This window comes from Flavobacterium sp. SLB02, from assembly GCF_009664855.1.
GTDB lineage: Bacteria > Bacteroidota > Bacteroidia > Flavobacteriales > Flavobacteriaceae > Flavobacterium.
On the sequence record NZ_CP045928.1, the window covers coordinates 4,425,629 to 4,446,390 of the forward strand.

General features: G+C 33.7%; 23 protein-coding genes. 4 read left to right on the forward strand and 19 right to left on the reverse strand.

Features of this window, described 5'->3' with window-relative positions:
* Positions 1-137 precede the first annotated feature (137 nt).
* Together GIY83_RS16465 and GIY83_RS16470 are read left to right on the forward strand one after the other, a co-directional pair.
* Entirely contained in the window at positions 138-545 is a 408-nt protein-coding gene (locus tag GIY83_RS16465; protein WP_194618060.1) for a YtxH domain-containing protein, read from the forward strand.
* Between the two features lie 88 nt (positions 546-633).
* A complete protein-coding gene (locus GIY83_RS16470) occupies positions 634-1,446 on the forward strand; it encodes a mechanosensitive ion channel family protein (RefSeq protein ID WP_194618059.1) in 813 nt (270 codons plus the stop codon).
* 6 nt (positions 1,447-1,452) lie between these two features.
* Here GIY83_RS16470 and tsaB read toward each other — a convergent pair whose 3' ends face one another.
* From tsaB to GIY83_RS16505, 7 genes are all read right to left on the reverse strand, one after another.
* Complete coding sequence (gene tsaB / locus GIY83_RS16475) at positions 1,453-2,127, reverse strand: tRNA (adenosine(37)-N6)-threonylcarbamoyltransferase complex dimerization subunit type 1 TsaB (protein ID WP_194618058.1); 675 nt, start codon at positions 2,125-2,127, stop codon at positions 1,453-1,455.
* A gap of 118 nt (positions 2,128-2,245) precedes the next feature.
* Positions 2,246-3,538: an efflux RND transporter periplasmic adaptor subunit gene (locus tag GIY83_RS16480; RefSeq protein WP_194618057.1), complete on the reverse strand. Its 1,293-nt coding sequence runs from the start codon at positions 3,536-3,538 to the stop codon at positions 2,246-2,248.
* 6 nt (positions 3,539-3,544) lie between these two features.
* Positions 3,545-4,930 carry a TolC family protein gene (locus GIY83_RS16485; RefSeq protein WP_208682537.1) on the reverse strand — a complete coding sequence of 462 codons (1,386 nt, stop codon included), beginning with the start codon at positions 4,928-4,930 and terminating at the stop codon, positions 3,545-3,547.
* An 84-nt stretch (positions 4,931-5,014) separates the two neighbouring features.
* Positions 5,015-6,130 (reverse strand): efflux RND transporter periplasmic adaptor subunit, encoded by a 1,116-nt coding sequence (locus GIY83_RS16490; RefSeq protein WP_194618055.1) that lies wholly within the window; start codon positions 6,128-6,130, stop codon positions 5,015-5,017.
* A gap of 39 nt (positions 6,131-6,169) precedes the next feature.
* Positions 6,170-7,438, reverse strand: coding sequence for an ABC transporter permease (locus GIY83_RS16495; protein ID WP_194618054.1), 1,269 nt, complete (start codon positions 7,436-7,438; stop codon positions 6,170-6,172).
* A 2-nt stretch (positions 7,439-7,440) separates the two neighbouring features.
* Complete coding sequence (locus GIY83_RS16500) at positions 7,441-8,685, reverse strand: ABC transporter permease (protein ID WP_208682538.1); 1,245 nt, start codon at positions 8,683-8,685, stop codon at positions 7,441-7,443.
* Entirely contained in the window at positions 8,678-9,379 is a 702-nt protein-coding gene (locus GIY83_RS16505) for an ABC transporter ATP-binding protein (protein ID WP_194618052.1), read from the reverse strand. The genes GIY83_RS16500 and GIY83_RS16505 overlap by 8 nt, the downstream gene beginning before the upstream one ends.
* Before the next feature lie 176 nt (positions 9,380-9,555).
* Here GIY83_RS16505 and GIY83_RS16510 point away from each other — a divergent pair, with 176 nt between their 5' ends.
* Both GIY83_RS16510 and GIY83_RS16515 read left to right on the forward strand, forming a co-directional pair.
* A complete protein-coding gene (locus tag GIY83_RS16510; protein ID WP_194618051.1) occupies positions 9,556-10,962 on the forward strand; it encodes a DUF4403 family protein in 1,407 nt (468 codons plus the stop codon).
* Positions 10,963-10,991: 29 nt separating this feature from the next.
* The gene (locus tag GIY83_RS16515; protein WP_194618050.1) at positions 10,992-11,624 is read left to right on the forward strand and encodes a hypothetical protein; all 633 of its coding nucleotides are present in this window, start codon (positions 10,992-10,994) and stop codon (positions 11,622-11,624) included.
* Here the strand turns inward: GIY83_RS16515 and GIY83_RS16520 are convergent.
* The 12 genes from GIY83_RS16520 to gcvH form a co-directional block, all read right to left on the reverse strand.
* Positions 11,621-11,917 carry a hypothetical protein gene (locus GIY83_RS16520; protein WP_194618049.1) on the reverse strand — a complete coding sequence of 99 codons (297 nt, stop codon included), beginning with the start codon at positions 11,915-11,917 and terminating at the stop codon, positions 11,621-11,623. The two genes, GIY83_RS16515 and GIY83_RS16520, sit on opposite strands and share 4 nt — an antisense overlap.
* Positions 11,910-12,449: a DUF420 domain-containing protein gene (locus GIY83_RS16525; protein ID WP_208682539.1), complete on the reverse strand. Its 540-nt coding sequence runs from the start codon at positions 12,447-12,449 to the stop codon at positions 11,910-11,912. The genes GIY83_RS16520 and GIY83_RS16525 overlap by 8 nt, the downstream gene beginning before the upstream one ends.
* A gap of 2 nt (positions 12,450-12,451) precedes the next feature.
* On the reverse strand, positions 12,452-13,141 hold the full coding sequence (locus GIY83_RS16530) for an SCO family protein (protein WP_208682540.1): 690 nt from the start codon (positions 13,139-13,141) through the stop codon (positions 12,452-12,454).
* Positions 13,142-13,151: 10 nt separating this feature from the next.
* Positions 13,152-13,793, reverse strand: coding sequence for a hypothetical protein (locus GIY83_RS16535; RefSeq protein ID WP_194618046.1), 642 nt, complete (start codon positions 13,791-13,793; stop codon positions 13,152-13,154).
* Positions 13,794-13,871: 78 nt separating this feature from the next.
* Positions 13,872-14,222 (reverse strand): cytochrome C oxidase subunit IV family protein, encoded by a 351-nt coding sequence (locus GIY83_RS16540; protein WP_065452042.1) that lies wholly within the window; start codon positions 14,220-14,222, stop codon positions 13,872-13,874.
* Positions 14,223-14,240: 18 nt separating this feature from the next.
* Positions 14,241-15,224, reverse strand: coding sequence for a cytochrome c oxidase subunit 3 (locus tag GIY83_RS16545; protein ID WP_194618045.1), 984 nt, complete (start codon positions 15,222-15,224; stop codon positions 14,241-14,243).
* A 42-nt stretch (positions 15,225-15,266) separates the two neighbouring features.
* Positions 15,267-15,854, reverse strand: coding sequence for a cytochrome c oxidase subunit 3 (locus GIY83_RS16550; RefSeq protein WP_208682541.1), 588 nt, complete (start codon positions 15,852-15,854; stop codon positions 15,267-15,269).
* An 8-nt stretch (positions 15,855-15,862) separates the two neighbouring features.
* Entirely contained in the window at positions 15,863-16,765 is a 903-nt protein-coding gene (gene cyoE, locus GIY83_RS16555; protein ID WP_208682542.1) for a heme o synthase, read from the reverse strand.
* A 157-nt stretch (positions 16,766-16,922) separates the two neighbouring features.
* Complete coding sequence (locus GIY83_RS16560) at positions 16,923-19,064, reverse strand: energy transducer TonB (protein ID WP_208682544.1); 2,142 nt, start codon at positions 19,062-19,064, stop codon at positions 16,923-16,925.
* Positions 19,065-19,808 (reverse strand): deoxyribose-phosphate aldolase, encoded by a 744-nt coding sequence (deoC, locus tag GIY83_RS16565; protein ID WP_208682546.1) that lies wholly within the window; start codon positions 19,806-19,808, stop codon positions 19,065-19,067. It lies immediately after the preceding gene.
* A 110-nt stretch (positions 19,809-19,918) separates the two neighbouring features.
* Positions 19,919-20,302, reverse strand: a complete 384-nt coding sequence (locus tag GIY83_RS16570) for a VanZ family protein (protein WP_208682548.1) — start codon at positions 20,300-20,302, stop codon at positions 19,919-19,921.
* Positions 20,295-20,675 carry a glycine cleavage system protein GcvH gene (gene gcvH / locus GIY83_RS16575; protein ID WP_056188370.1) on the reverse strand — a complete coding sequence of 127 codons (381 nt, stop codon included), beginning with the start codon at positions 20,673-20,675 and terminating at the stop codon, positions 20,295-20,297. Before gcvH ends, GIY83_RS16570 begins: the two co-directional genes overlap by 8 nt.
* Positions 20,676-20,762 lie beyond the last annotated feature (87 nt).

Below are 20,762 nucleotides of genomic sequence, written 5' to 3' on the forward strand. Positions count from 1 at the left end.
TCGTAAAAATATAGAAAGCGCCTCAAATGAGGCGCTTTTTTATTGAATTCATATCTCCTTAATTTTCAATAAATTATTCCGTTTTAGTGTGATAAAAATAGTTTAATATTGTATTCTAAACCAATCAATATAAAACTATGGGATTATCTTCATTTTTCAAGAATTTATTTGGCTCAGCCAAAGATTCAACTACAGATTTGGCCAATCAGGCCGAGGTTAAGTTTGAGCAGGCAAAAGAAGCTGCCGCTCCTTATATTGACAAAGCAGAAACTTTTGCCGAGGAAACGATTGCAAAAGCAAAAGAAGCATCAGAACCTATCCTTGAAAGTGCAGCTGAATATGCGAACAAGGCAAAAGATATAGTAAGCGAATATGTCGAAAAAGCTTCGGATTCGTTAAGTGACGTAATCGATTCTGTAAAAGAAAAAACAACCGAGACATCCAGCACAACCAAAACCATAGTGGTCGAAACTGCAGCAGATACTGCTGAAAAAACTGAAACCGCAACAGACGAAGTTATTGATACGATTCCTCCTAAGGAATAAGGACTCATTTTTTCTAATAAAATAAATATATCTATATTTGCAGCATTAATACGCCTTCTCTTTGAGAAGGTTTTTTTATTCGAAAAACATGAACATGAACCCAGACCAGGTTAGCAATTACATTACTAAATTTATTGACATATTAGTTGACTATGCTCCTAAATTAATCTCGGCATTTATTATTTTGTTTGTTGGTATCTATGCCATCAGGTTAATAAACAGAATTATTACAAAGGTAATGATCAAAAGAAATTTAGATCCTACCTTAACAAGGTTTCTTTCGGACATCTTAATATGGGCACTCCGAATTTTATTATTTGTAACAGTTATTGACAAACTTGGAATTGGAACTTCGTCATTTGTTGCCATTTTAGGTGCCATGGGACTTGCAGTAGGTTTATCATTGCAAGGTTCGCTTTCTAATTTTGCAGGAGGAATGTTAATTATCGTTTTTAAACCTTTTAAAGTTGGCGATACGATCGAAGCACAAGGAGTTGTAGCAACTGTAGTCGAAATTCAAATTTTTGTTACCAAGATGCTTATGGGTAATAATCAAACTGTTTTTGTACCTAATGGTGCTTTATCAAACGGGACCATTATCAATTACTCTATGCAGGGAGAACGAAGAGCCGATTTTACATTTTCAGTTTCGTACGACTCTGATATTAAAAAAGTAAAAGAGATTCTTTTAGATGTTTTAAACAATAACCCTAAAGTACTTAAAAAGCCGGCACCAGAAGTTTCTGTAAAAAATCTAACAACAAACTCTGTTGATTTTGCAGTAAGGCCTTGGGCAAAAAAAGCAGATTATGGATCTGTTTTTTCAGATACTTTAGAAAATTGCAAAATAGCTTTAGACGAAGCCGGAATTTCATTTCAGCCGTTTACAATTGAAAAATAAAATAGTTTATTGTTTTTTTGATGGAGGCGCCATCATAAAATCTTTTAAATAATACGGTTCAAAATAAGCGACATCTACAGTGTCGCTTTTTTGATATTTATCATAACTGATTTTACTCATTGCAGCAGCAGATGGAAATTTGATTTCTTCTAAAAATATGAAGTTTTCTTTAGTTAAAACCGGTTTGCATTTATCGGCACAATCACCTACAAAATAAACCGTTTCTGTATATGATGCAAAAGAATCTTCGGTGATTACTTCTGCTTCTATTCCTCTTTCTACTTCTAAACTGGCATTAAAAACTTCGCTGTAAACCTCCATTCTTCTCGCGTCCAGCATCGGAATAATTTTTCCGTCACTAACTTTTGCCTGTGAAGCTAAAGTCTGCAAGGTATCAATCGCAATTAAAGGAATATTTAAAGCAAAACACAATCCTTTTGCTGCCGAAACTCCAATTCGTAAACCCGTGTATGAACCAGGGCCCTGACTTACGGCAACAGCTGCTAAATCCTGAGCCGAAATTCCTGCCTCAGCAATTACTTCTTCTATAAAAACATGCAGTTTTTCGGCGTGAGAATAGCCTTCTTCTGCAATTTCTTTACATACAATTGTTGCCCCATTTTTAGCAATGGACACTGAGCAATTTTTAGTAGCCGTTTCTATATTTAGGATAAAAGACAATGTGTTTATTTTTTTAATGTTATTATTTATGTCACACTAAGCGAAGTAGAAGTCCTTTATACTTTCGAAGACTTCCACTTCGCTCATTCTGGCATTATTATTTCTTTAGAATATCTTACTATTTTTTAGGTAAATCGGCACTTTTAAGCTTGACTTTATCACCCGAATTTAGTTCTTTAGAAACCGTTGTATACGGTCCAGTAATTACTACATCACCCGGTTTTAATCCTGTCATTACTTCAATATTTGTATCGTCCTGAATACCTGTTTTAATAACTCTGATTTTAGCTTTGTCTCCTACTTTTACAAAAACGCATTCGAACTTTTTATCGCTTTTTGGAGTTGCTTTTTTATCATCATTCGGATCTTCCACTTTAAAATCTTTTACAGCAGTAGTATCTGATTTTACCACTACAGAACTAATTGGCACTGCCAGAACATTATTTTTAGTTCTTGTAATAATATCGACAGTTGCCGTCATTCCTGGTCTAAAAGGCGAATAAGTATTTGGCTGTCCTTCCAGCAAATCCTGATATGATTCTTTGAGGATACGAACTTTTACTTTAAAATTAGTTACCTGATCTGATGTTAGTGTTGTACTTGCAGAGTTAGAAATACTGGTTACTGTGCCTCTGAATTTCTTTTTTAGATAAGCATCAACTTCAACATTTGCTTCATCGCCAATTTTTACTTTTACAATATCATTTTCGTTAACGTCAACTTCAACTTCCATATTGTTTAGGTTTGCTACTCTCAAAAGTTCTGTTCCTGCCATTTGTTGCGTTCCCAAAACACGCTCTCCCAATTCAACATTTAAAACAGAAATTGTTCCGTCAGCAGGAGCATAAATCAAAGTACGTCCTAAATTATCTTTTGCTTCTGTAACAGATGCCGAAGCACTCTGAACATTATAGTAAGCATTCTGTCTTGTTGCTTTGGCTACTTCATAAGTCGAAATAGCTTTGTCCCAATCAGATTTTGAAATTACTCCTTTATCATACAGAGTCTTATTACGCTCGTAACTTGCTTTTGCTTCTTTGTAACTGGCTTCAGACTGTGTTAAACCTGCTTTAGTTCCTGATAAATTTGCAACAGAACGATCTAATCCTGAGGTATATAAATCAGGATTTATTTTAACCAGCAAATCTCCTTTTTTTACAACCTGTCCTTCTTTTACATTTAGTGCAATAATTTCACCTGAAACCATCGATGAAAGTTTCACCTCTATTTCGGGTTGAATTTTACCAGTTGCAGATACCGTTTCAATAATGGTTGAAGCGATTACTTTTGAAACCTCTACTTCTTTTCCTTCATCTTTATTTCCTATTACTCCTGCTTTCGAAAGACCAATTAAAACTGCGATAATGACTACCGCACCACCCAGTAAGAAATAAATTGTTTTTTTTGACATAATAAATTATTTTGTGATAATTGGAACTATTGGAATTCCAAAGTAGAATTCAAGTATTTTTATTTTAAACATGTAATCGTATTTTGTTCTGATAACGTCTGACTGAGCATTGGTTAACAAGGTTTGAGCCTGAGTAAAATCGAATGAATTCATCAAACCTACATCATACTTTTCTTTTGCATAGTTGTAAGCCTGTTGTCTTGCCTCTAAGGTTACCGTTGATGATTCATATGCATTTAAAGCTCCTTTTGCATCCGTAAAAGCAGTGTAAACGTTACGTTGCAAATCTAAACTTTTTTGCTCTAAATCTATTTTAGATTTCTCTAAACTTACTTTATTTCGTTCAACATTATTTTTAACTGAGAAACCATTAAAAATAGGCACACTCAATTGAAAACCAAAGTTATGTCCTTTGTTATCACTAAACTGATCAAAAATTGGCAGCGGACCTGCTAAAACCGGCTGGTCATTAGCATCAACTCCTATAATTCTGTCGCTATAACTGGCTCTTGTGCTGAATTGATAAAAACCTCTAAGTGTTGGCTGATAAGCACCTCTTGCAATAGCAACATTTTTCTCCGCTACTTCAAGATTTGTTTGGGCTAATTTTAACTCTGTTCTTATTTCTTTGGCTTTGTTATAAATATCAACCGGAGTCTGCGCCAGAATATTATTTTCATCTTTTGCGTTTGTATCATCTACAACATCAAAATCTGCAAATTCTTTTAATTGTAAAAGCTGTGCTAAACTTAATTTAGAAATTAATAAACTGTTTTCAGCAACAATTATAGCTTGCTGATCTGTTGCCTCAGTAGCTTTTAAATCATACAAATCACCTCGAGGAATTGTTCCTGCATTCACCATTTCCTGAGAACGGGCTAAACGTTTTTGATCAATCGATAATTGCTCTTTTTTTACTTTTAAATTTTCTTTATTAAAAAGAATTTCCAAAAATGCATTAGCCACATTCAACGAAATATCTTCCTGCATTTTCAATAATTGATATTTGGATGCTATAATAGAAAGCTTAGCTCTTCGATACGTATTTTGATTTTGCAACCCTTTATAGATATCAATCCCTGCATTAACTGCCACTGAAGAATATTGTGTAGTCTGAGTGGTAGCGATATTGGTTACAGGGTTTACGTTAAGACCTATATTCCAGGAGTGCGAAGCATCTCCGTTTACCGTTGGAAGATAATTACCAAATGCACCTTTTTTATCAATTGCTGCATTCTTTACATCTAATTCTGATAATTTTATTGTGATATTATTATCTAATGCATAACGTACGCATTCTTCTAATGTCCATTGTTTTGATTGTGCCTGAGATGATAAACCAAACCCGAAAAGCATGGCAAAAACAAGACTATTATATTTATTTATTTTCATATATTTTGAATGAAAGCGCAGTAAAAACAATGCTACGCAAATTTAACATTTTTTAAAACCAAAAACTCTTTTTATACTTTCAAATTATTTTTTCTCTCCTTCATTAATTAAACCCTGATTCCAGATTTTAATTTTATCCGTGTTTTTAAGTCCACTTTTCACCTGAACATAAATTCCGTCGCTAACTCCTAAAACGAGATCTTGCCTTTTAAATTTTTGAGGAGCCGTTTCTACCTCAACATATGGTTTTTGTGTTTTTTTATCAAATTGCACCAATGATTCTTTAACAGCCAGTACTTTATCAGCCTTCTCTAAAATGATAGACGCATTTGCACTTAAACCAGCTCTGATAAAGGTCGCATCTCTATTTTCTAATTTGGCTTTTATTTCAAACTGAATCGCTCCGTTTTCTACTACTCCTTTTGGAGCAATATCCGTTAAAGACGCTTCGAATTTTTTGTTTTCGATAGCTCCAACTGTAATTTCAATTGGCATTTGTTCTTTGATTTTACCTACTTCAGATTCGTCAATTTTTCCAATAAAAATCATTCTTCCAACATCGGCAACACTTGCAATTGTAGTTCCTTCATTAAAATTATTACTTTCAATAACCTGATTTCCTACTTTTACCGGAACCGCTAAAACCATTCCTGTTACTGTTGAACGAATTAGGGTATTGGCATAATTACCTAATGATGTGGTTGTTCCTGTTTTTACAATATCCAGGCTTTGTTTTGCAGCCAGATAATTTTGTTTAGCCTGCGTATAGGCCAATTGTGCTGCATCAAAATCATTTGCAGAAATTACATCTTTATCAAACAATGTTTTTTGTCTTTTATAGATTTTTTCCTGATTGTCTAAAGCAATTTTAGCTGTTTGTACCTGATTTTGAGTATTACTAACATTCGATACGTTAGCTACCACTCTAATTTTGGCAATCATATCTCCCGCTTTGATTTTCTCTCCCGCTTTGATATACACTTCTTCTATAATACCTGAGATGTTTGGTTTGATTAGAACTTCTTCATCTGGCTGAATGTTACCGGTTGCAATTGCCGTTTTTACGATCGTTTTAACCTCTGCTTTTTCAGTTTGAAAAACAATTGGAGATTGTTGGTTTTTGGCATACAAATAGTAAAGTGCGCCAAAGAAAACTATAGCAATAAAGATTAAAATGGTTACGGTTACTCCTTTTTTCATTTTGTTTTTGGTTTAATCGATTATATTTTGATTGATAATTTATTCTGTTCGTAAAGCGTCTACAGGCTTTACATTAATTGCGGTTTGCGCCGGAATAAATCCTGCCAGCAAACCTGATCCTACTAATATTAATAAAGCAACAAATACAACTCTTAAATCTACACTTGGATTAGCAAACATAGTATTACTTCCCGGCGGCATCGACTCTAATGCCATATTTAGCAGTGCAATCACCCCGGTTGCTACAGCAACGCCAAACATACCTGAGATAATGGTTAAAAATATAGATTCTGATAAAATCTGGCCCCGAATTGCTCCGGGCGTTGCTCCTAATGCTCTTCGAATTCCTATTTCTTTAGTACGTTCTTTAACTACAATCAGCATAATATTGGAGATTCCGATTACTCCGGAAATAAGCACTAAAGATCCTACAAAATAAGCAATGATTTTTAAGATATCAAACAAACTTTGCACTTTACCAAATTGTTCGTATAAATCAAAATTTCCAACTGCGCGATCATCCTTTGGATGTACAGAATGAAGCGCTTTTATTTGTTCTAAAATTTTTGGTTTTAAATCTGTAATAGAAACTTCATCTCGTGCGGTAAGAGCCATCCATCCTACTTTGTCACCATAATTAAAAGCTTGCTGAAAAGTAGTAAAGGGAACAAATATATTCTTTTGTTCTTCCTCTGCATTTCCACCGGTTTGCTTAGAATTATAAACTCCCACTACCATAAAATTGATTCCGTTTATTTTCAGGTAAGTCCCAACAGCATCTTCTTCTTTTCCATAAAGTTCACTAATAACTCCTTTTCCAATCACCGCTACCTTTCTTCTCTGTTCGATATCTTGTTGATTTACAAAACGCCCTTTTATGATATCCATTGGCTGTTGTTTGATCAATTCCGGATAATCTCCGTAAACAGAAAAAGCAGAAGTTTTTGTACCACGTACCACATTATTGGTTCCGTTACCAGAATCTCCCAACTGATTTCTGGGCGAAACGTACAACAAATCAGGGAAAGCCGCTTTTAGCTTTGCAACATCACTATTTCTAAAATCATAACGACGTGTTTTAGGCAAACCTTTATAGGCTTTTGATGTGGTTTGACTCCACATAAACATAGTATTAGTCGCTATTCCGTCAAAACCTTTTTTTACTCCATTTTCGAGACCTTTTCCCGCTGCAAGTAATATTACCAAAATAAATATTCCCCAAAATACTCCAAATGCAGTTAGGACCGTTCTGAAAACGTTGGCTGTTAAGGCCTGTAAAATTTCGTCCCAATTATCTTTCTTAAACATAATTATTCGTCTCTAAGTGCTACAATAGGTTTTATTTTGGCTGCTCTGTATGCCGGGAAAAATCCGGCCATTGCACCTGCAAAGACAAGCAATGCCAATGTAGTTAAGGCTAGACTGAAATCGACTTCAGGATTTCTAAAATATTCACTTTGAACCATCGGCCCTACAATTTCTAACAATAATAAACTTGCCAACAATCCAACAAAACCGGCAATAGTGGTAATAAAAATAGATTCGTGGAGTATCATAGAGATAATAGAAAATGGAGATGCCCCTAAAGCCTTTCTAATCCCAATTTCTTTAGTTCTTTCTTTGACTATAATAAGCATGATATTACTTACTCCTACAACTCCGGCAATAATAGTACAAATACCTACCCACCAGAAAAATAATCTGATGTAAAGGTTTAAATCATAAAACTTCTTTCCCTCTTCTACAGAATTAAAAATACCAACACCACTATCATCATTAGGAGCTACCGTATTTCTACTCTTAAGCAGATCCTTTAAATCCTGAGTGAATTTTTGAGATTGCGCCAGTGCCTGATCATAATTATCTGTCTTTTTTAAGGTGAAAAATAAATTACTTATTTTATCTCCGCCTCCAAATGCTCTTTGTACAGTGGTCTTTGGCAAATAAGCTCTCGCTTCTTCTCTTTCACCTCCCGGATCTGTAAAAACCCCTACGACTTTAAAATTGACATTATTTATTAAAATTTCTTTACCTAAAGGATCACTGTCTTTAAATAAATCTGTTTTTACTTTCATTCCAATAGCAGCTACTTTCTCGTTATTGGCAAGATCACTGCTATTTATAAATCGCCCCTGAACAACAGTAAGATTCTCTACACCTGAAAAATCCGGATCAACTCCTTTATACTGATAACTACCTGATTCTTTACCGTACGAAAAAGCACCTCCCCAGAAATTATAGCTGGCAGATCTTAAGTCTAATTTATCTTCAAATTTCTGTACAGATGCGTTATAATCCCCATTTCTAAATTGAATTTGTCTTCCCGGATTTAATCCCTTATACGGTTTTGTTGTCGTACCGGACCAAACTACAATAATTCCGACAGCATCTTGTTCGAATTGTTTTTGAATTCCGTTCTGAAGTCCTTTACCTGCACCAAGCAAAATCACCAAAATAAAAATTCCCGAAGCTACAGAAACTCCGGTAAGAAATGTTCTCAAACGGTTCTTAGAGATTGCTTCAAAGATTTCTTGCCAACGTTCAATATTAAACATAAGATGACGCTCTAACTTGTTCTACTTTTTTATCATCGATAATTAATCCATCTTTCAGGACCACATTTCTTTTGCACATTGCAGCAATATCAGGTTCGTGTGTAACGATTAGAATTGTTTTTCCTTCATCATTAATTCCCTGAATAAGTTCCATAACCTCATAAGAAGTTTTTGTATCCAAAGCTCCTGTTGGCTCATCGGCCAATAAAACTTTCGGGTTTGAAGCTAATGCCCTGGCTATTGCAACACGCTGTTTTTGACCTCCTGAAAGTTCATTTGGTAAATGATGTGAATGCGAGCCTAAGCCTACTTTCTCTAAATATTTCATTGCAATCTCGTAACGTTCTTTTCGCTTTATACCCTGATAATACAAAGGCATCGCCACGTTGTCAAGTGCTGTTTTATAATTTATTAAATTGAATGACTGAAATACAAACCCTAAAAATTTATTTCGATATCTGGACGCTATTGTTTCGTTTAGATTTTTAATTGGAGTCTTGTCTAAAATATAACTACCCGAATCTGCTTCATCAAGAATTCCTAAAATATTTAAGAGCGTAGATTTTCCAGATCCTGACGATCCCATAATCGCCACTAATTCTCCTTCTTCGATATTAAAATTAATGCCTTTTAACACATGTAACTCTGAATTTCCCATTTTATAGGACTTATGCAAATCTTTGATTTCGATCATGGTATTGTTAAATTTTAAAACAATAATAACATTTTTATTAAGTAATTTATGATAATGAAACGTTAATAATTCCGTTTAGTTATTACAATAAGACTCAATTCTCTATCTATTGTTACACTTTTTTAAGATAATATAATTGTTTTCTTAATTTTGCATCACTTAAAAAAATCTTAACGATGAAGTTTTTTTCAATTATCTCTCTATTTACGGTACTTACCGTTGCTACCAGTTGTTCTACAACTCAAAAACTAGAAACCCTAAAACCAGAACCGGATGATGCAAGTCCGTTAGTTTACGATGCGAATCCTTCGTTTATCAATTTGCCTATCACAGTAAAACTGAGCGACATTCAAAATCAAACCAATTCTTTATTGAATGGTTTAATTTATGAAGACAATAATATCGAAGATGATGATATCGAAATGAAGATCTGGAAACAGGCTCCAATAAAAATTCAGAACGATCCTGCAAACCCGAACAAAAAAATAAAAACAATTCTACCTCTAAAAGCCACTATCAAATATAGAATAGGCACAAAAAAACTTGGAGTAGAACTTTACGACATTAGAGAATTTAACTTAAACGGAGTAATCACTTTATCCAGCGAAGTAGCTTTAACGAACTGGAAATTAAATACAAAAACCGAATTCAAATCTTTAGACTGGAATGAAAGCCCTACAATGATGGTATTTGGAAAAAGTATGCCAATCACTTATTTAGTAAATCCCGCAATTTCTATTTTTAAGTCTAAAATTGAAAAGAAAATTGATGAAGCGATCGAACAGTCGATGGATTTTAAACCAAATGTTTTAACGGCATTAGAAAAAATCTGTACGCCATTCCAGATGAGTGATACTTATGAGAGCTGGCTAAGAATTGTTCCTATTGAAGTCTATTCTACCAATGCCAAACTTAAGAACGATTTGTTTCTACTAGACATGGGAATGAAATGCAATATGGAAACTATCGTAGGGAAACAACCTGAATCCAGATACAGTGCCAGTAAAATTGTATTGAAGCCAGTCACAAAAATTCCAAATCAAATTTCGGCGAATATCGCCGCTATTTCAACTTATATGGATGCTTCAAAGATCATGACCAAAAATTTTGCAGGTCAGGAATTTGGTTCCGGCGGAAAAAAAATTACTGTAAAAAATGTTTCGATCTGGCACAAAAATGGTAAAATGGTTATTGCGCTTGATGTTTTAGGATCAATAAACGGAACACTTTACTTAAACGGAGTTCCACAATACAACCCTCAAACAAAAGAAATTTATTTTGAAAACCTCGATTATGTTTTAGACACAAAAAGCAAATTAATGAGAACCGCAAGCTGGTTGGGCCAGGGTTATATATTAAGAAAAATGGAAGAAAGCTGCCGTTACTCGATTCAGCCCAATTTAGAAGAAGGTAAAAAGACCATGGCCAATTATCTTAAAAACTATTCGCCAATGCCTGGTGTTTTTGTGAATGGAAAAATGGAAGATATTCAGTTTGATAAAATCCAGCTGACCAATCAGGCAATTATCGCTTTTATAAAAATTAACGGAACGGTAAATGTTTCTGTTGATGGATTGAAATAATATTAGCAACAAAACAAACCTTGATCTGAATGAAACCACTATTTCAGCTATTATTTCTATTTTTTATCAATACCGCATTTAGCCAGGATTATAGAGAAGCTACCATTATTTTTAACGATAGTACTTCTGTTAAAGGTTTTGGAGAAATTAAAGGCAACACCATTTATTTCAAAGTAAAAGAAGAAGATAAACCCAGCAAATGGAGTCATGACATTGCTAAAGGATTACTTTTTTCGGGATACGGTTATTCTGAAAAGTACGTATACGTTAAATTTGAAAAAAATAAAGATCCAAAATTAATGGAAGTTATCGAGGAAGGAAACATAACCTTATACAAAGATTCTAAGTTAATATACAAAAGCAACGGGGATTCTAGATTAGCATTCGGAAGCAACGGACTCTCCTTACCAATAGCGACAATGCCGATGACCAGAACTACATCTGAGGAGTTAAAAGAGAAGTATTATGTACAACGAAAAAATGCAGAATTTGCCACTGACATTACTTTTAGTTTTAAATTTCGTGCAAAAATATATTTTTCAGATTGCGAAAAAGTAATCGAAAAAATCAACAATGGTCAATTCAATAAAAAAAACATTCCTAAGATGATTTATTATTATAATGACTATTGCGATTCAACTGAAAATGAAGATACAAACTAAACTTTTTTTGTTTTCGATTTGTACATTCTATAAACAAGAACTCCAATTACAACGACCAATAAATAAGGAATCACCATCAAATAAACAATTCCGTTATTTACAGCTTCAGCTTTCTTAGTATTCGAATCTCCTGCAAGTGCAGCGCGACACATTGCACATTGAGCGTTAGCTGCAAGAGAAAAGAAAAAAGAGAATAGAATATAGAATATTTTCGTTGAGAAAAAATTCATAAATCTATTTCTATCAGCCTTTCTGTTTTCTTTATTCTTTATTCTATTTTCCATTTTAAACATAATAAGGAGAAATCATTAAGTAAACCACTACACCTGTAACTGCAACGTACAACCAAAGCGGAAATGTTATTTTAGCTATTTTTCTGTGTCTGTCAAAACGTTTTGCAAGAGCTCTCACATAGGTTATTAATACAAGAGGTATAATTGCAATAGACAACAATATATGTGTTACTAAAATAAAGAAATAAATATATCGTATTGCACCTTCGCCACCAAATTTGGTAGAATCAGCAGTCATATGATACGCTACGTACATGACTAAAAACACCACTGATAATGCAATAGCAAAAGTCATTAAACGTTCGTGAAGCTTTTGTTTCCCGTTTTTAATAGCGATTACGGCCCAAACTAAAACAATCGCCGTAATACCATTTGTTGTTGCATAAATTGGAGGTAAAAATGAAAGCGGCTCTACATTAACACCGAAATCTTTTAATTTAACTCCGAACAAAATAGCCACTACAACCGGAATAATAATTGAAACTGCAACAATAAGTTTGCTATATTTTTTTTCTAATGAATGATCTTCCATCTTTATTCTGCTAATAATATTTTAATATCTTCCTGAATATCTCTAACTCCTTTTTTATCCAGTCCGTCGTAATAGATGTTTGGGTTTCCAAATTCATCTTTTCTGCAACGAATATTTCCATCTTTATCAATCAATGCAAATAAACCTGAATGCTCGAAACCACCGCTTACTTTTTCATTCTCGCCGGCATAAAGATTAAAACCTTTATTTGATAAATCCATAATAGTAGCTTTATCACCTGTTAGAAAATTCCAGTTAGAAGATTTTACTCCCAATAGTTTTGTATGATCTTTTAGAACCTTTGGTGTATCATGATTAGGATCTATAGTTATCGACACGATCCCGAAGTTTGGATTCCCAAAGAAAGTTTTCTCGATCTCCAACATGCTTAAATTCATCTTTGGACAAATTGACGGGCATGTAGTAAAGAAAAACTCCAGAACGTAAACTTTACCTTTGTAGGTGTCGTTTGAAACTTTAATGTTATCCTGATTCGTTAATTCAAATTTAGGTGCCGGTCCAATTGTAATCAGCTTCGCATCAGCCTTAGAATTTTTTAATCCCACGTTATCTAAACGATTGCCTTTTACAACTTCGCCATTTGATATTCTTTCAACAATTTTAGGTACGGCATAAATTCCGAAAATTAAAATAATAAACGAAATTCCGATATATGATTTATTTTTAAACATGATATAAAGATTAAAGTTCTTTTGTTGCGTTGTGGTTCTTTTTTAGAGCTGCACGATATTCGTATAGAATAATTTTGAAATCGTCAAGCATTTCATTGCTCAACTCTGAAGGATGAAAAGTATTATAACCTTCCTTATATTCTTCTTTATCTTTTCGTCCTCTTAAATTTCGTTCTTTATCTACAATATAAACATTTGAAGTACCAAGGTTTTGATCTAACTTTCCTTTTAGGTGCAATTGATCATAATACACTTTAATCTCTTCAGGAGAAGCAAAAACAAAATGCCAGCCCGAAACGTCAGTAAAAGCTCCTAATGATTCTACAATTTTCTCTGCATCTTTCTCTGTCCCCAAAGGGCAAACCACTACAAATTGTAAATCTTTGAAACCATTGTAACGTTGATAAATTTTTTCGTTTAAATTGAAAAAGTTACCTCTGTTTTTTAAAATCTCATTTCCTGAAAAACCAAGAATTGTAATTTTATTATCTAAGGTTACTTTTTCTCCTTTAAGGGATTTCCAATTACCAAAGTCGGCAATTTTAGGAGTTATTATTGGAAGTTTAGTAAAGCTATTTACACCTGAAGCAAAAAACAAATAGGCTACAATTGGCAAAACAAAAAGGACAAAGAGAACTATATTTTTTTTCATTTTATTACCGGAAGTTATTGAGGTACAAAAATAAAAAAATCCCGATGTTATCGGGACTCTTTTCGAATTAATATCATGTTAAAAATTCCATTTAATAGTAGAATCTTTAAAAACCCCATAAATATAATGTCCTTCTGTCAACAGAATAAACAATAAATATAAAACTAGGAAAATAACTGGTGAAACAACTGACCATCTAAGGCTGCTTTTTTCACCTTCCATGTGCATAAATGCCCATACTATATAATATGCTTTGAATATTGTCAGGATATAAAATATCCAGTTTAACAAATTCAAGCCTAAAAAATGAGTAAATTCTAATGATGCTGGTTTAATAATACCAAGGATAACTTCTACTGTAGTTACTGCTGATAGTAATCCAAAAACAAACCAGATTCTTTTTGTATTTGATACGTGTTCGTGTGACATAATAATTAAAATCTAAAATTAAACTAAGTAGAAAACTGTAAATACAAATACCCAAACTAAATCGACAAAGTGCCAGTATAAACCAACTTTCTCTACCATTTCGTAGCTTCTTCTTTTTTCGTAAGTACCTAATAATACATTAAAGAAAATAATGATATTAATGATGATACCTGAAATTACGTGGAAACCGTGGAATCCTGTAATAAAGAAAAAGAAATCAGCAAATAATTTACTTCCGTATTCATTCCTTGTCAAGTTCGCTCCTTCTACAACATATTTTGCAGCAGCTAAACGCTCTTCAGATTCTGCTCTTGACAAAACTGTTTTTTTCTTTTTTTCAGTAAGATGCTCTGTTCTGATTAATAATTCAGGATGTGCTTTAAAACCAGCCTGAATATCAGCTACTGAATAGGTTGGTACTGTCTCAGCACTTTCCATAAACCATGTTGATTTCGCTCTGGTAAGTGCTTCTGGTTGATTTGGCAATGTTACAGCAAAATCTGCAAGAGCAACTCTTTTACCATCTTTATCAACGAACTGCAATAAGCTTCCTCCTACTGTTTCAACAGCACCATATTCTCCTTTAATGAAGTTTTTCCATTCCCAAGCTTGAGAACCTACGAAAATCATACCTCCAATAATAGTTAAGAACATATAGATTGCGACTTTTGTTTTTTTCAATTGGTGACCTGCATCAACAGCCAAAACCATTGTTACAGATGAGAAAATCAAAATAAAAGTCATTAAGGCCACATAATACATTGGAGCCGAAACACCGTGCATAAATGGGAAGTGAGTAAACACTTCATCCGCCAAAGGCCAGGTTTCGATAAATTTAAATCGAGAAAAACCATATGCTGCTAAAAATCCAGAGAACGTCAAGGCATCTGATACGATAAAAAACCACATCATCATTTTACCATAACTTGCTCCTAATGGCTGGATCTCATGCCCGCCTCCCCAATTTTTTTCGTTGTTTGCAGTAGTAACTGTCGCTTCCATAAAAGATATTCGTTAAAAAGTTCCCAAATTTACGTTTTTTTCTTATTTAAAGAAATATAAAAATAAAAATAAATATACCCATAATAAATCCAAAAAGTGCCAATACATCGCACCTAGTTCTATACCAAGAGTTTGAGTCGAATTGTATTTTTGTTTAAAATGATTATAAATTATAATTAAAAGTGAAATCAAACCTCCAGCCAAGTGTAATAGGTGTGTTACAGTAACTACATAAAGAAAAGTTGTAGTAATCGAACTACCTTCTCCAGTAAAATAATAACCGCTTTTTACGATTTGTCCAAAACCTACAAACTGTAAAACTACAAATAAAACCCCTAAAGCCAATGTCCCCAAAAGTAATACTGTAGTTGCACCTCTATTATCTTTTTGAATGGCTTTTTTTGCCAGATAAAAAGAAACACTGCAGCCAATAATTACTGCAGTACTATAATAAAATGCCGTTGGTAATTCGAAATTCTTCAACCAGTCGGCTCTGGATTTACTTACCACAAATGCGCTTGTAAGTCCGGCAAACATCATTGTCATGCTCACCATTGCAAATAACAAAATCAGTTTTGCTGATTTCGCTTTTCTTAATTGCTCTTCACCTGTTGTCATTGTCATTGTCATTTCCATAACTATCTTAAAAATTTATCTACTATAAATACAATTTGCAGTAACGAAATATACGAAACGCTTACCAGCATTAATGTTCTTGCCGCTTTTGCAGTTCGCAACTTGTACAAACGCACTGCATAAAACAACACCCATAAACCCAATAAAAACACTAATATTGCTGCAATTGGCGATATAAATAATTGTCCTGTAAATCCTAAAGAAGGCAGCAATGATGCTATAATAAGCCAAACTGTATATAAAATAATCTGCAAAGCTGTCTTTCTGTCCTTTCTACCCGTTGGCAGCATAAATATCCCGGCCTTTTCATAATCTTCATATAAAAACCAGCCAATAGCCCAAAAATGGGGGAACTGCCAGAAGAACTGAATTAAAAAAAGTGTTCCCGCCTCGATACCAAATTCTCCTGTTGCCGCAACCCAGCCTAACATAAACGGAATTGCACCCGGAAAAGCACCCACAAAAACCGATAACGAAGTTACTGTTTTTAAAGGTGTATAAACACTGGTATATAAAAATATTGAAATCGCAGCAAACATTGCCGACTTTGCATTGATGGTATACAATAATGCAATACCAATAATGGTTAGCAAACTCGCTACAAACAAAGCCATTTTTGGTGACATACGTCCTGAAGGAACCGGACGATTTTTAGTACGATCCATTAATGAATCGATATCTTTTTCGATTACCTGATTAAAAGCATTCGAAGCCCCAACCATGCAATATCCACCAATCATCAAAACCAGTAAAACACTCCATTTAAAAGGATGCTCATCATTAACACCTAACAAATATCCGGCAATCGAAGAGAATAATACACTGATCGCTAAACCAGCCTTGGTAATCTCTTTGAAATCGTTAAATATTGATTTGATTGAAAATGTATTTTTAGTAGCGTTCAATACGGTATTTGTTTGTATGTTTTTTTTGAGTGGTGCAAATGTACAAATTAGATTGTAGAATACTGACCTATAAAATTAGATTTTTTTCAATAAAACCTTTACAGAATAAGGACTTGCAAATCTTTAACACAATTATTTCGAAAAATCTTATTAAAAACTAGTAATCAAAATACCAATTAAAGATATCAGAACGCAATCCGACGGTAAACCAGGTAGTACTTTGCTTAAAAGTAGTTGCTGTTTCCTGAGTTGGATCAAAATTTCTATACAGAAAGCTTCCAAAAAACTTTAAATTTGTCATTGGGTTTACCACATAACCTCCCTGAATATCGGCAATAAAAACATTTGTTTTGTTTCCCTGCCCTACTTTTACACCTTTATCATAAGGTCGGTCTACATCGTAACTTTTATAAATATTCCCTCCGTAATTATAGCTGTCTTCGGCGCTATCAAAATCTAAACCTCTTTTACCAACCGTAAATTTAGCATCAGCATAATAACGTCCTTTATGATAACGTCCAATTGCAACAAACTCTTCAAAATTACCGCCCCATTGATGCCCGATACTTTGATTGTTATGTCCGTAATTGGTAATTACAGCACTATGCGAATACACATAAGGACGTACATGATTGTACTCTAATTGCAGCAACAAATCTTTTATCTTAAAAGCATTGAAGTATTTTGCCCCTAACTGATATCCAAATTTATTTTTCCAGCTGTTTTCTCCGCCTGCCATATCTCCTACTGAAAATTCATCCAATAAAAACTGGGCATATAAGTTTACATTGTTGTTCCATTTGTATTTTCCTGACATTCCCAAAAGTGCATTTCCGCTTCTTGAAGATGATGAAAATTCTACTGAACGATAAAAAATAATCGGGTTCACGAAATTAATATCAAAACCTCTGTTATTAGTATCTGTCCAGACTACAGATTCAAAAAATCCTAAATTCAGTTTGTTCGACACATTCCAGCTTAAATAATGATTCGCCATGAATTTTGTCGCATACGTTTTTTCTAATGTAACATCAGGACGAACATCCTTAAGCCACATATAGGTGTTGGTATATTTTATTTTCCAGAAATTGGTATTGATTTTAAAATAAGGATATGGACTTGCACCGTCACTTTCAAACAAAGAACGATATCCGTCTCCTATAAAATTTCTTCCGTATCCTAACTGAAAATCAAAAAACTTACTTGGAGCAAAAGTAATATTAGCTTCTGCTAAAGGAAAATCGTAAGCATCAGTTTTAAATCTTTTTGCAATTCCCATACCCGGAATAATGGCCGGATTTCCTCCTGAAGGTTTTAGCGTTTCGGCATAATCATTATAATAACCCGCAAATCTTCCCTGACTTTCAAAAACGGTTGTTGTAAAATTAAGGTTCTTTCCTAAACCTCCCCTAAAATTTAAGGCTCGTGTATTTACATAGGTGTACGAAGCATCCAGATCTGAAGCTTTACCCAATTGCAAATCAAGAATAGGATTTAAGGACAGCCAATAATCTTCGCCCTGAATCTGAACCAGATTTTCATTCCAGAATTTTCTTCCTAACCAAGTTGAAACATTTTTTTGAAGTGATTCGTTTACTGCTTTTAAGTTGTAATACTTAGAAACCTCAGCATAGGTATACGGTTTTGATGCGGTGTGATTATTACTCCCAACCTGATTCATGGCGCCATCAAATTGCGCATAATAACTATGTGAAAACGGGATATTCAAATGGCTTTCGAACTCTGGATTATTGTATTTTTTATATACAATACTATCGAGTTCTGTCATTGGTTTTTCGACTGGTTTTAAAATTTGGGCTGCTGCCAAAGCTTCTGCAGCAATCTGATCAGCACTTTTTAATGGCACATCAATCGAAATTGTATATTTTGAATAGGTTGGCTTGCCGTTATAGGTTGACGGTTTTATTTTAGGAAATTTTTCAAAAACACGTTTCGCTTCTTCTGATAATGCATCATTTGCAGCATTCACATAAATGACTTTAAACTCTCCATTGGCATCTACTTCAAAAAGCACTTTTACTTCGCCTTTATAATTTGTTTGTTTTAAATTTTCAGGAACTTCAAAGTTTTGAAATACAAAATCCTGAACTTCTTTATAAAAACAATTCTCCAGTTTTTTTGACTGCAGATTTTCGCAATTTGCAAAAACAGGAAATTGTTCTGATGTAAAACCTTGTTTAACCGAAGAGGAATTATTCTCTTGTGAAAAAGCAGATAAAGCAGAGAACATCAAAATAAAAGATAAGAAAATCTTATTTACGTAAATGTAGGTTTTCATTTAATATTGATTTGTGGTATTTTCTCCGTTTGCAATTGCTTTTGCAGCCGAAGTTCCGATACGTTTAACTCCTAAACGAATCATTTCTATCGCATCGTCATAAGACCGAACTCCTCCGGCAGCTTTTATTGACAAAGGCGATGCATTTTCTAACATCATTATAATAGTAGGAACTGTCGCTCCGTTGGGCAAATTATCCCGGGTTTTATAAAAACCGGTTGACGATTTCACAAAAACCGAAGCATAATCATCTTCTTTGAAATGAGATATGACAACATTTTTTATCAAAGCCGAAAGCTGAATAATTTCTTTATCGTTTAAAGCCGCAACTTCAATAATCCATTTTACTGTCTTATTGTTTGCTAAGCCAATTTGGGTTCCTATTAAGATTTCCTGTTTTACTAAATCAGTTTCTCCGTTTTTAAAAGCTTCATAGTTGCACACAAAATCAAGATCGTCTGCACCATCTTCGATGGCTTTATTGGCTTCTTTAATTTTAGTTTCCAGATTTTCTTTCCCTTCCGGAAAATCGATTACCGTGCCAACTAATAACGTTGAATTGGCTTTTACAATCATTTCCTTAGCCAAAACTACATGCTCAGGACGGATCATTATCAATTTAAAACCTTCAACAATCGCTTCCTGAATTGCATTCTTAACCACAATAGTATTTTCTGCATCCGAAAGTCTGGCTTGCGAGGCAGTTTTTAAGTAGGTCGAGTCTAAATAATGCTTAACATTCATGATGATATAGAATTGCGACAAAAATACATTTAAAATTCAGAAAAAAAACACACTTTTTAAAGCTTGATTTTTTGAAAACAAAAAACCCACCGAAGTGGGTAATTATATTCTTATATTTTATCGATTTGCTTTTTAAAAGCTATTGCAGTAAAAACCCCAACCACAGCTCCAAGTGCATTGGCTAAAACATCAGTTACGTCAGACGCTCTTGTGAATGTAAAAACACCTTGCAGGATTTCGATTGTAATTCCAAAAAAAACAGAAAATATAAACGAAATCAAATAGGCCTTATAATCATCAGGAGCTTTCCCTTTAAGTTCTTTTTTGAAGAACAAAATCCATGAGATTGTAAATCCAAAATGAAAACAAAAATGTACAATTTTATCTATACTCGGGAAATTTACAGCAGGAATATTACTTGAATCCGTTAAACAAAAATAAGTAATAACACCAGAACATATTATTGCCCAGAGTAACAGGAATTGTTTAGGCACCTATAAGTTGTTTATAAGCTTCGTCAGATAATAATGAATCTATTTCTGATGCATCAGCAATTTTTATCTTGATCATCCATCCAGCTCCGTAAGGATCAGAGTTTACCGTTTCAGGTGCGCTCTCCAGGCTGTCATTAAAAGCAATAATTTCTCCTGTTAAAGGTAAAAATAAATCAGATACTGTTTTTACAGCTTCAACTGTTCCAAAAACCTCATCTTTATCAAGTGTCTGATCTAAAGTTTCTACTTCAACATACACGATATCTCCTAACTCTTTTTGTGCAAAATGAGTAATTCCTACAGTTGCAACATCTCCTTCGATGCTAACCCATTCGTGATCTTTTGTGTACTTTAAATTTGCTGGTATGCTCATAATACTATGTTTGAAAATTGATAATTTAATAATTAAGCCACAAATGTAATAATCTTCTAATGAAATCCTGTTTAGAAACTAAAAAAA

Excerpts from the sequence above, each read along its gene's own strand:
- GIY83_RS16505 (WP_194618052.1), bottom strand. The coding sequence starts at position 9,379 with ATGATCGAAATCAAAGATTTGCATAAGTCCTATAAAATGGGAAATTCA.
- GIY83_RS16525 (WP_208682539.1), bottom strand. The coding sequence starts at position 12,449 with ATGGAAGATCATTCATTAGAAAAAAAATATAGCAAACTTATTGTTGCA.
- GIY83_RS16495 (WP_194618054.1), bottom strand. The coding sequence starts at position 7,438 with ATGTTTAAGAAAGATAATTGGGACGAAATTTTACAGGCCTTAACAGCC.
- GIY83_RS16510 (WP_194618051.1), top strand. The coding sequence starts at position 9,556 with ATGAAGTTTTTTTCAATTATCTCTCTATTTACGGTACTTACCGTTGCT.
- GIY83_RS16540 (WP_065452042.1), bottom strand. The coding sequence starts at position 14,222 with ATGTCACACGAACACGTATCAAATACAAAAAGAATCTGGTTTGTTTTT.
- GIY83_RS16520 (WP_194618049.1), bottom strand. The coding sequence starts at position 11,917 with ATGTTTAAAATGGAAAATAGAATAAAGAATAAAGAAAACAGAAAGGCT.
- deoC (WP_208682546.1), bottom strand. The coding sequence starts at position 19,808 with ATGAATGTTAAGCATTATTTAGACTCGACCTACTTAAAAACTGCCTCG.
- GIY83_RS16530 (WP_208682540.1), bottom strand. The coding sequence starts at position 13,141 with ATGTTTAAAAATAAATCATATATCGGAATTTCGTTTATTATTTTAATT.
- GIY83_RS16515 (WP_194618050.1), top strand. The coding sequence starts at position 10,992 with ATGAAACCACTATTTCAGCTATTATTTCTATTTTTTATCAATACCGCA.
- GIY83_RS16560 (WP_208682544.1), bottom strand. The coding sequence starts at position 19,064 with ATGAAAACCTACATTTACGTAAATAAGATTTTCTTATCTTTTATTTTG.
- GIY83_RS16500 (WP_208682538.1), bottom strand. The coding sequence starts at position 8,685 with ATGTTTAATATTGAACGTTGGCAAGAAATCTTTGAAGCAATCTCTAAG.
- GIY83_RS16470 (WP_194618059.1), top strand. The coding sequence starts at position 634 with ATGAACATGAACCCAGACCAGGTTAGCAATTACATTACTAAATTTATT.
- GIY83_RS16550 (WP_208682541.1), bottom strand. The coding sequence starts at position 15,854 with ATGACAATGACAATGACAACAGGTGAAGAGCAATTAAGAAAAGCGAAA.
- GIY83_RS16535 (WP_194618046.1), bottom strand. The coding sequence starts at position 13,793 with ATGAAAAAAAATATAGTTCTCTTTGTCCTTTTTGTTTTGCCAATTGTA.
- GIY83_RS16480 (WP_194618057.1), bottom strand. The coding sequence starts at position 3,538 with ATGTCAAAAAAAACAATTTATTTCTTACTGGGTGGTGCGGTAGTCATT.
- GIY83_RS16485 (WP_208682537.1), bottom strand. The coding sequence starts at position 4,930 with ATGAAAATAAATAAATATAATAGTCTTGTTTTTGCCATGCTTTTCGGG.
- GIY83_RS16545 (WP_194618045.1), bottom strand. The coding sequence starts at position 15,224 with ATGGAAGCGACAGTTACTACTGCAAACAACGAAAAAAATTGGGGAGGC.
- GIY83_RS16490 (WP_194618055.1), bottom strand. The coding sequence starts at position 6,130 with ATGAAAAAAGGAGTAACCGTAACCATTTTAATCTTTATTGCTATAGTT.
- GIY83_RS16465 (WP_194618060.1), top strand. The coding sequence starts at position 138 with ATGGGATTATCTTCATTTTTCAAGAATTTATTTGGCTCAGCCAAAGAT.
- gcvH (WP_056188370.1), bottom strand. The coding sequence starts at position 20,675 with ATGAGCATACCAGCAAATTTAAAGTACACAAAAGATCACGAATGGGTT.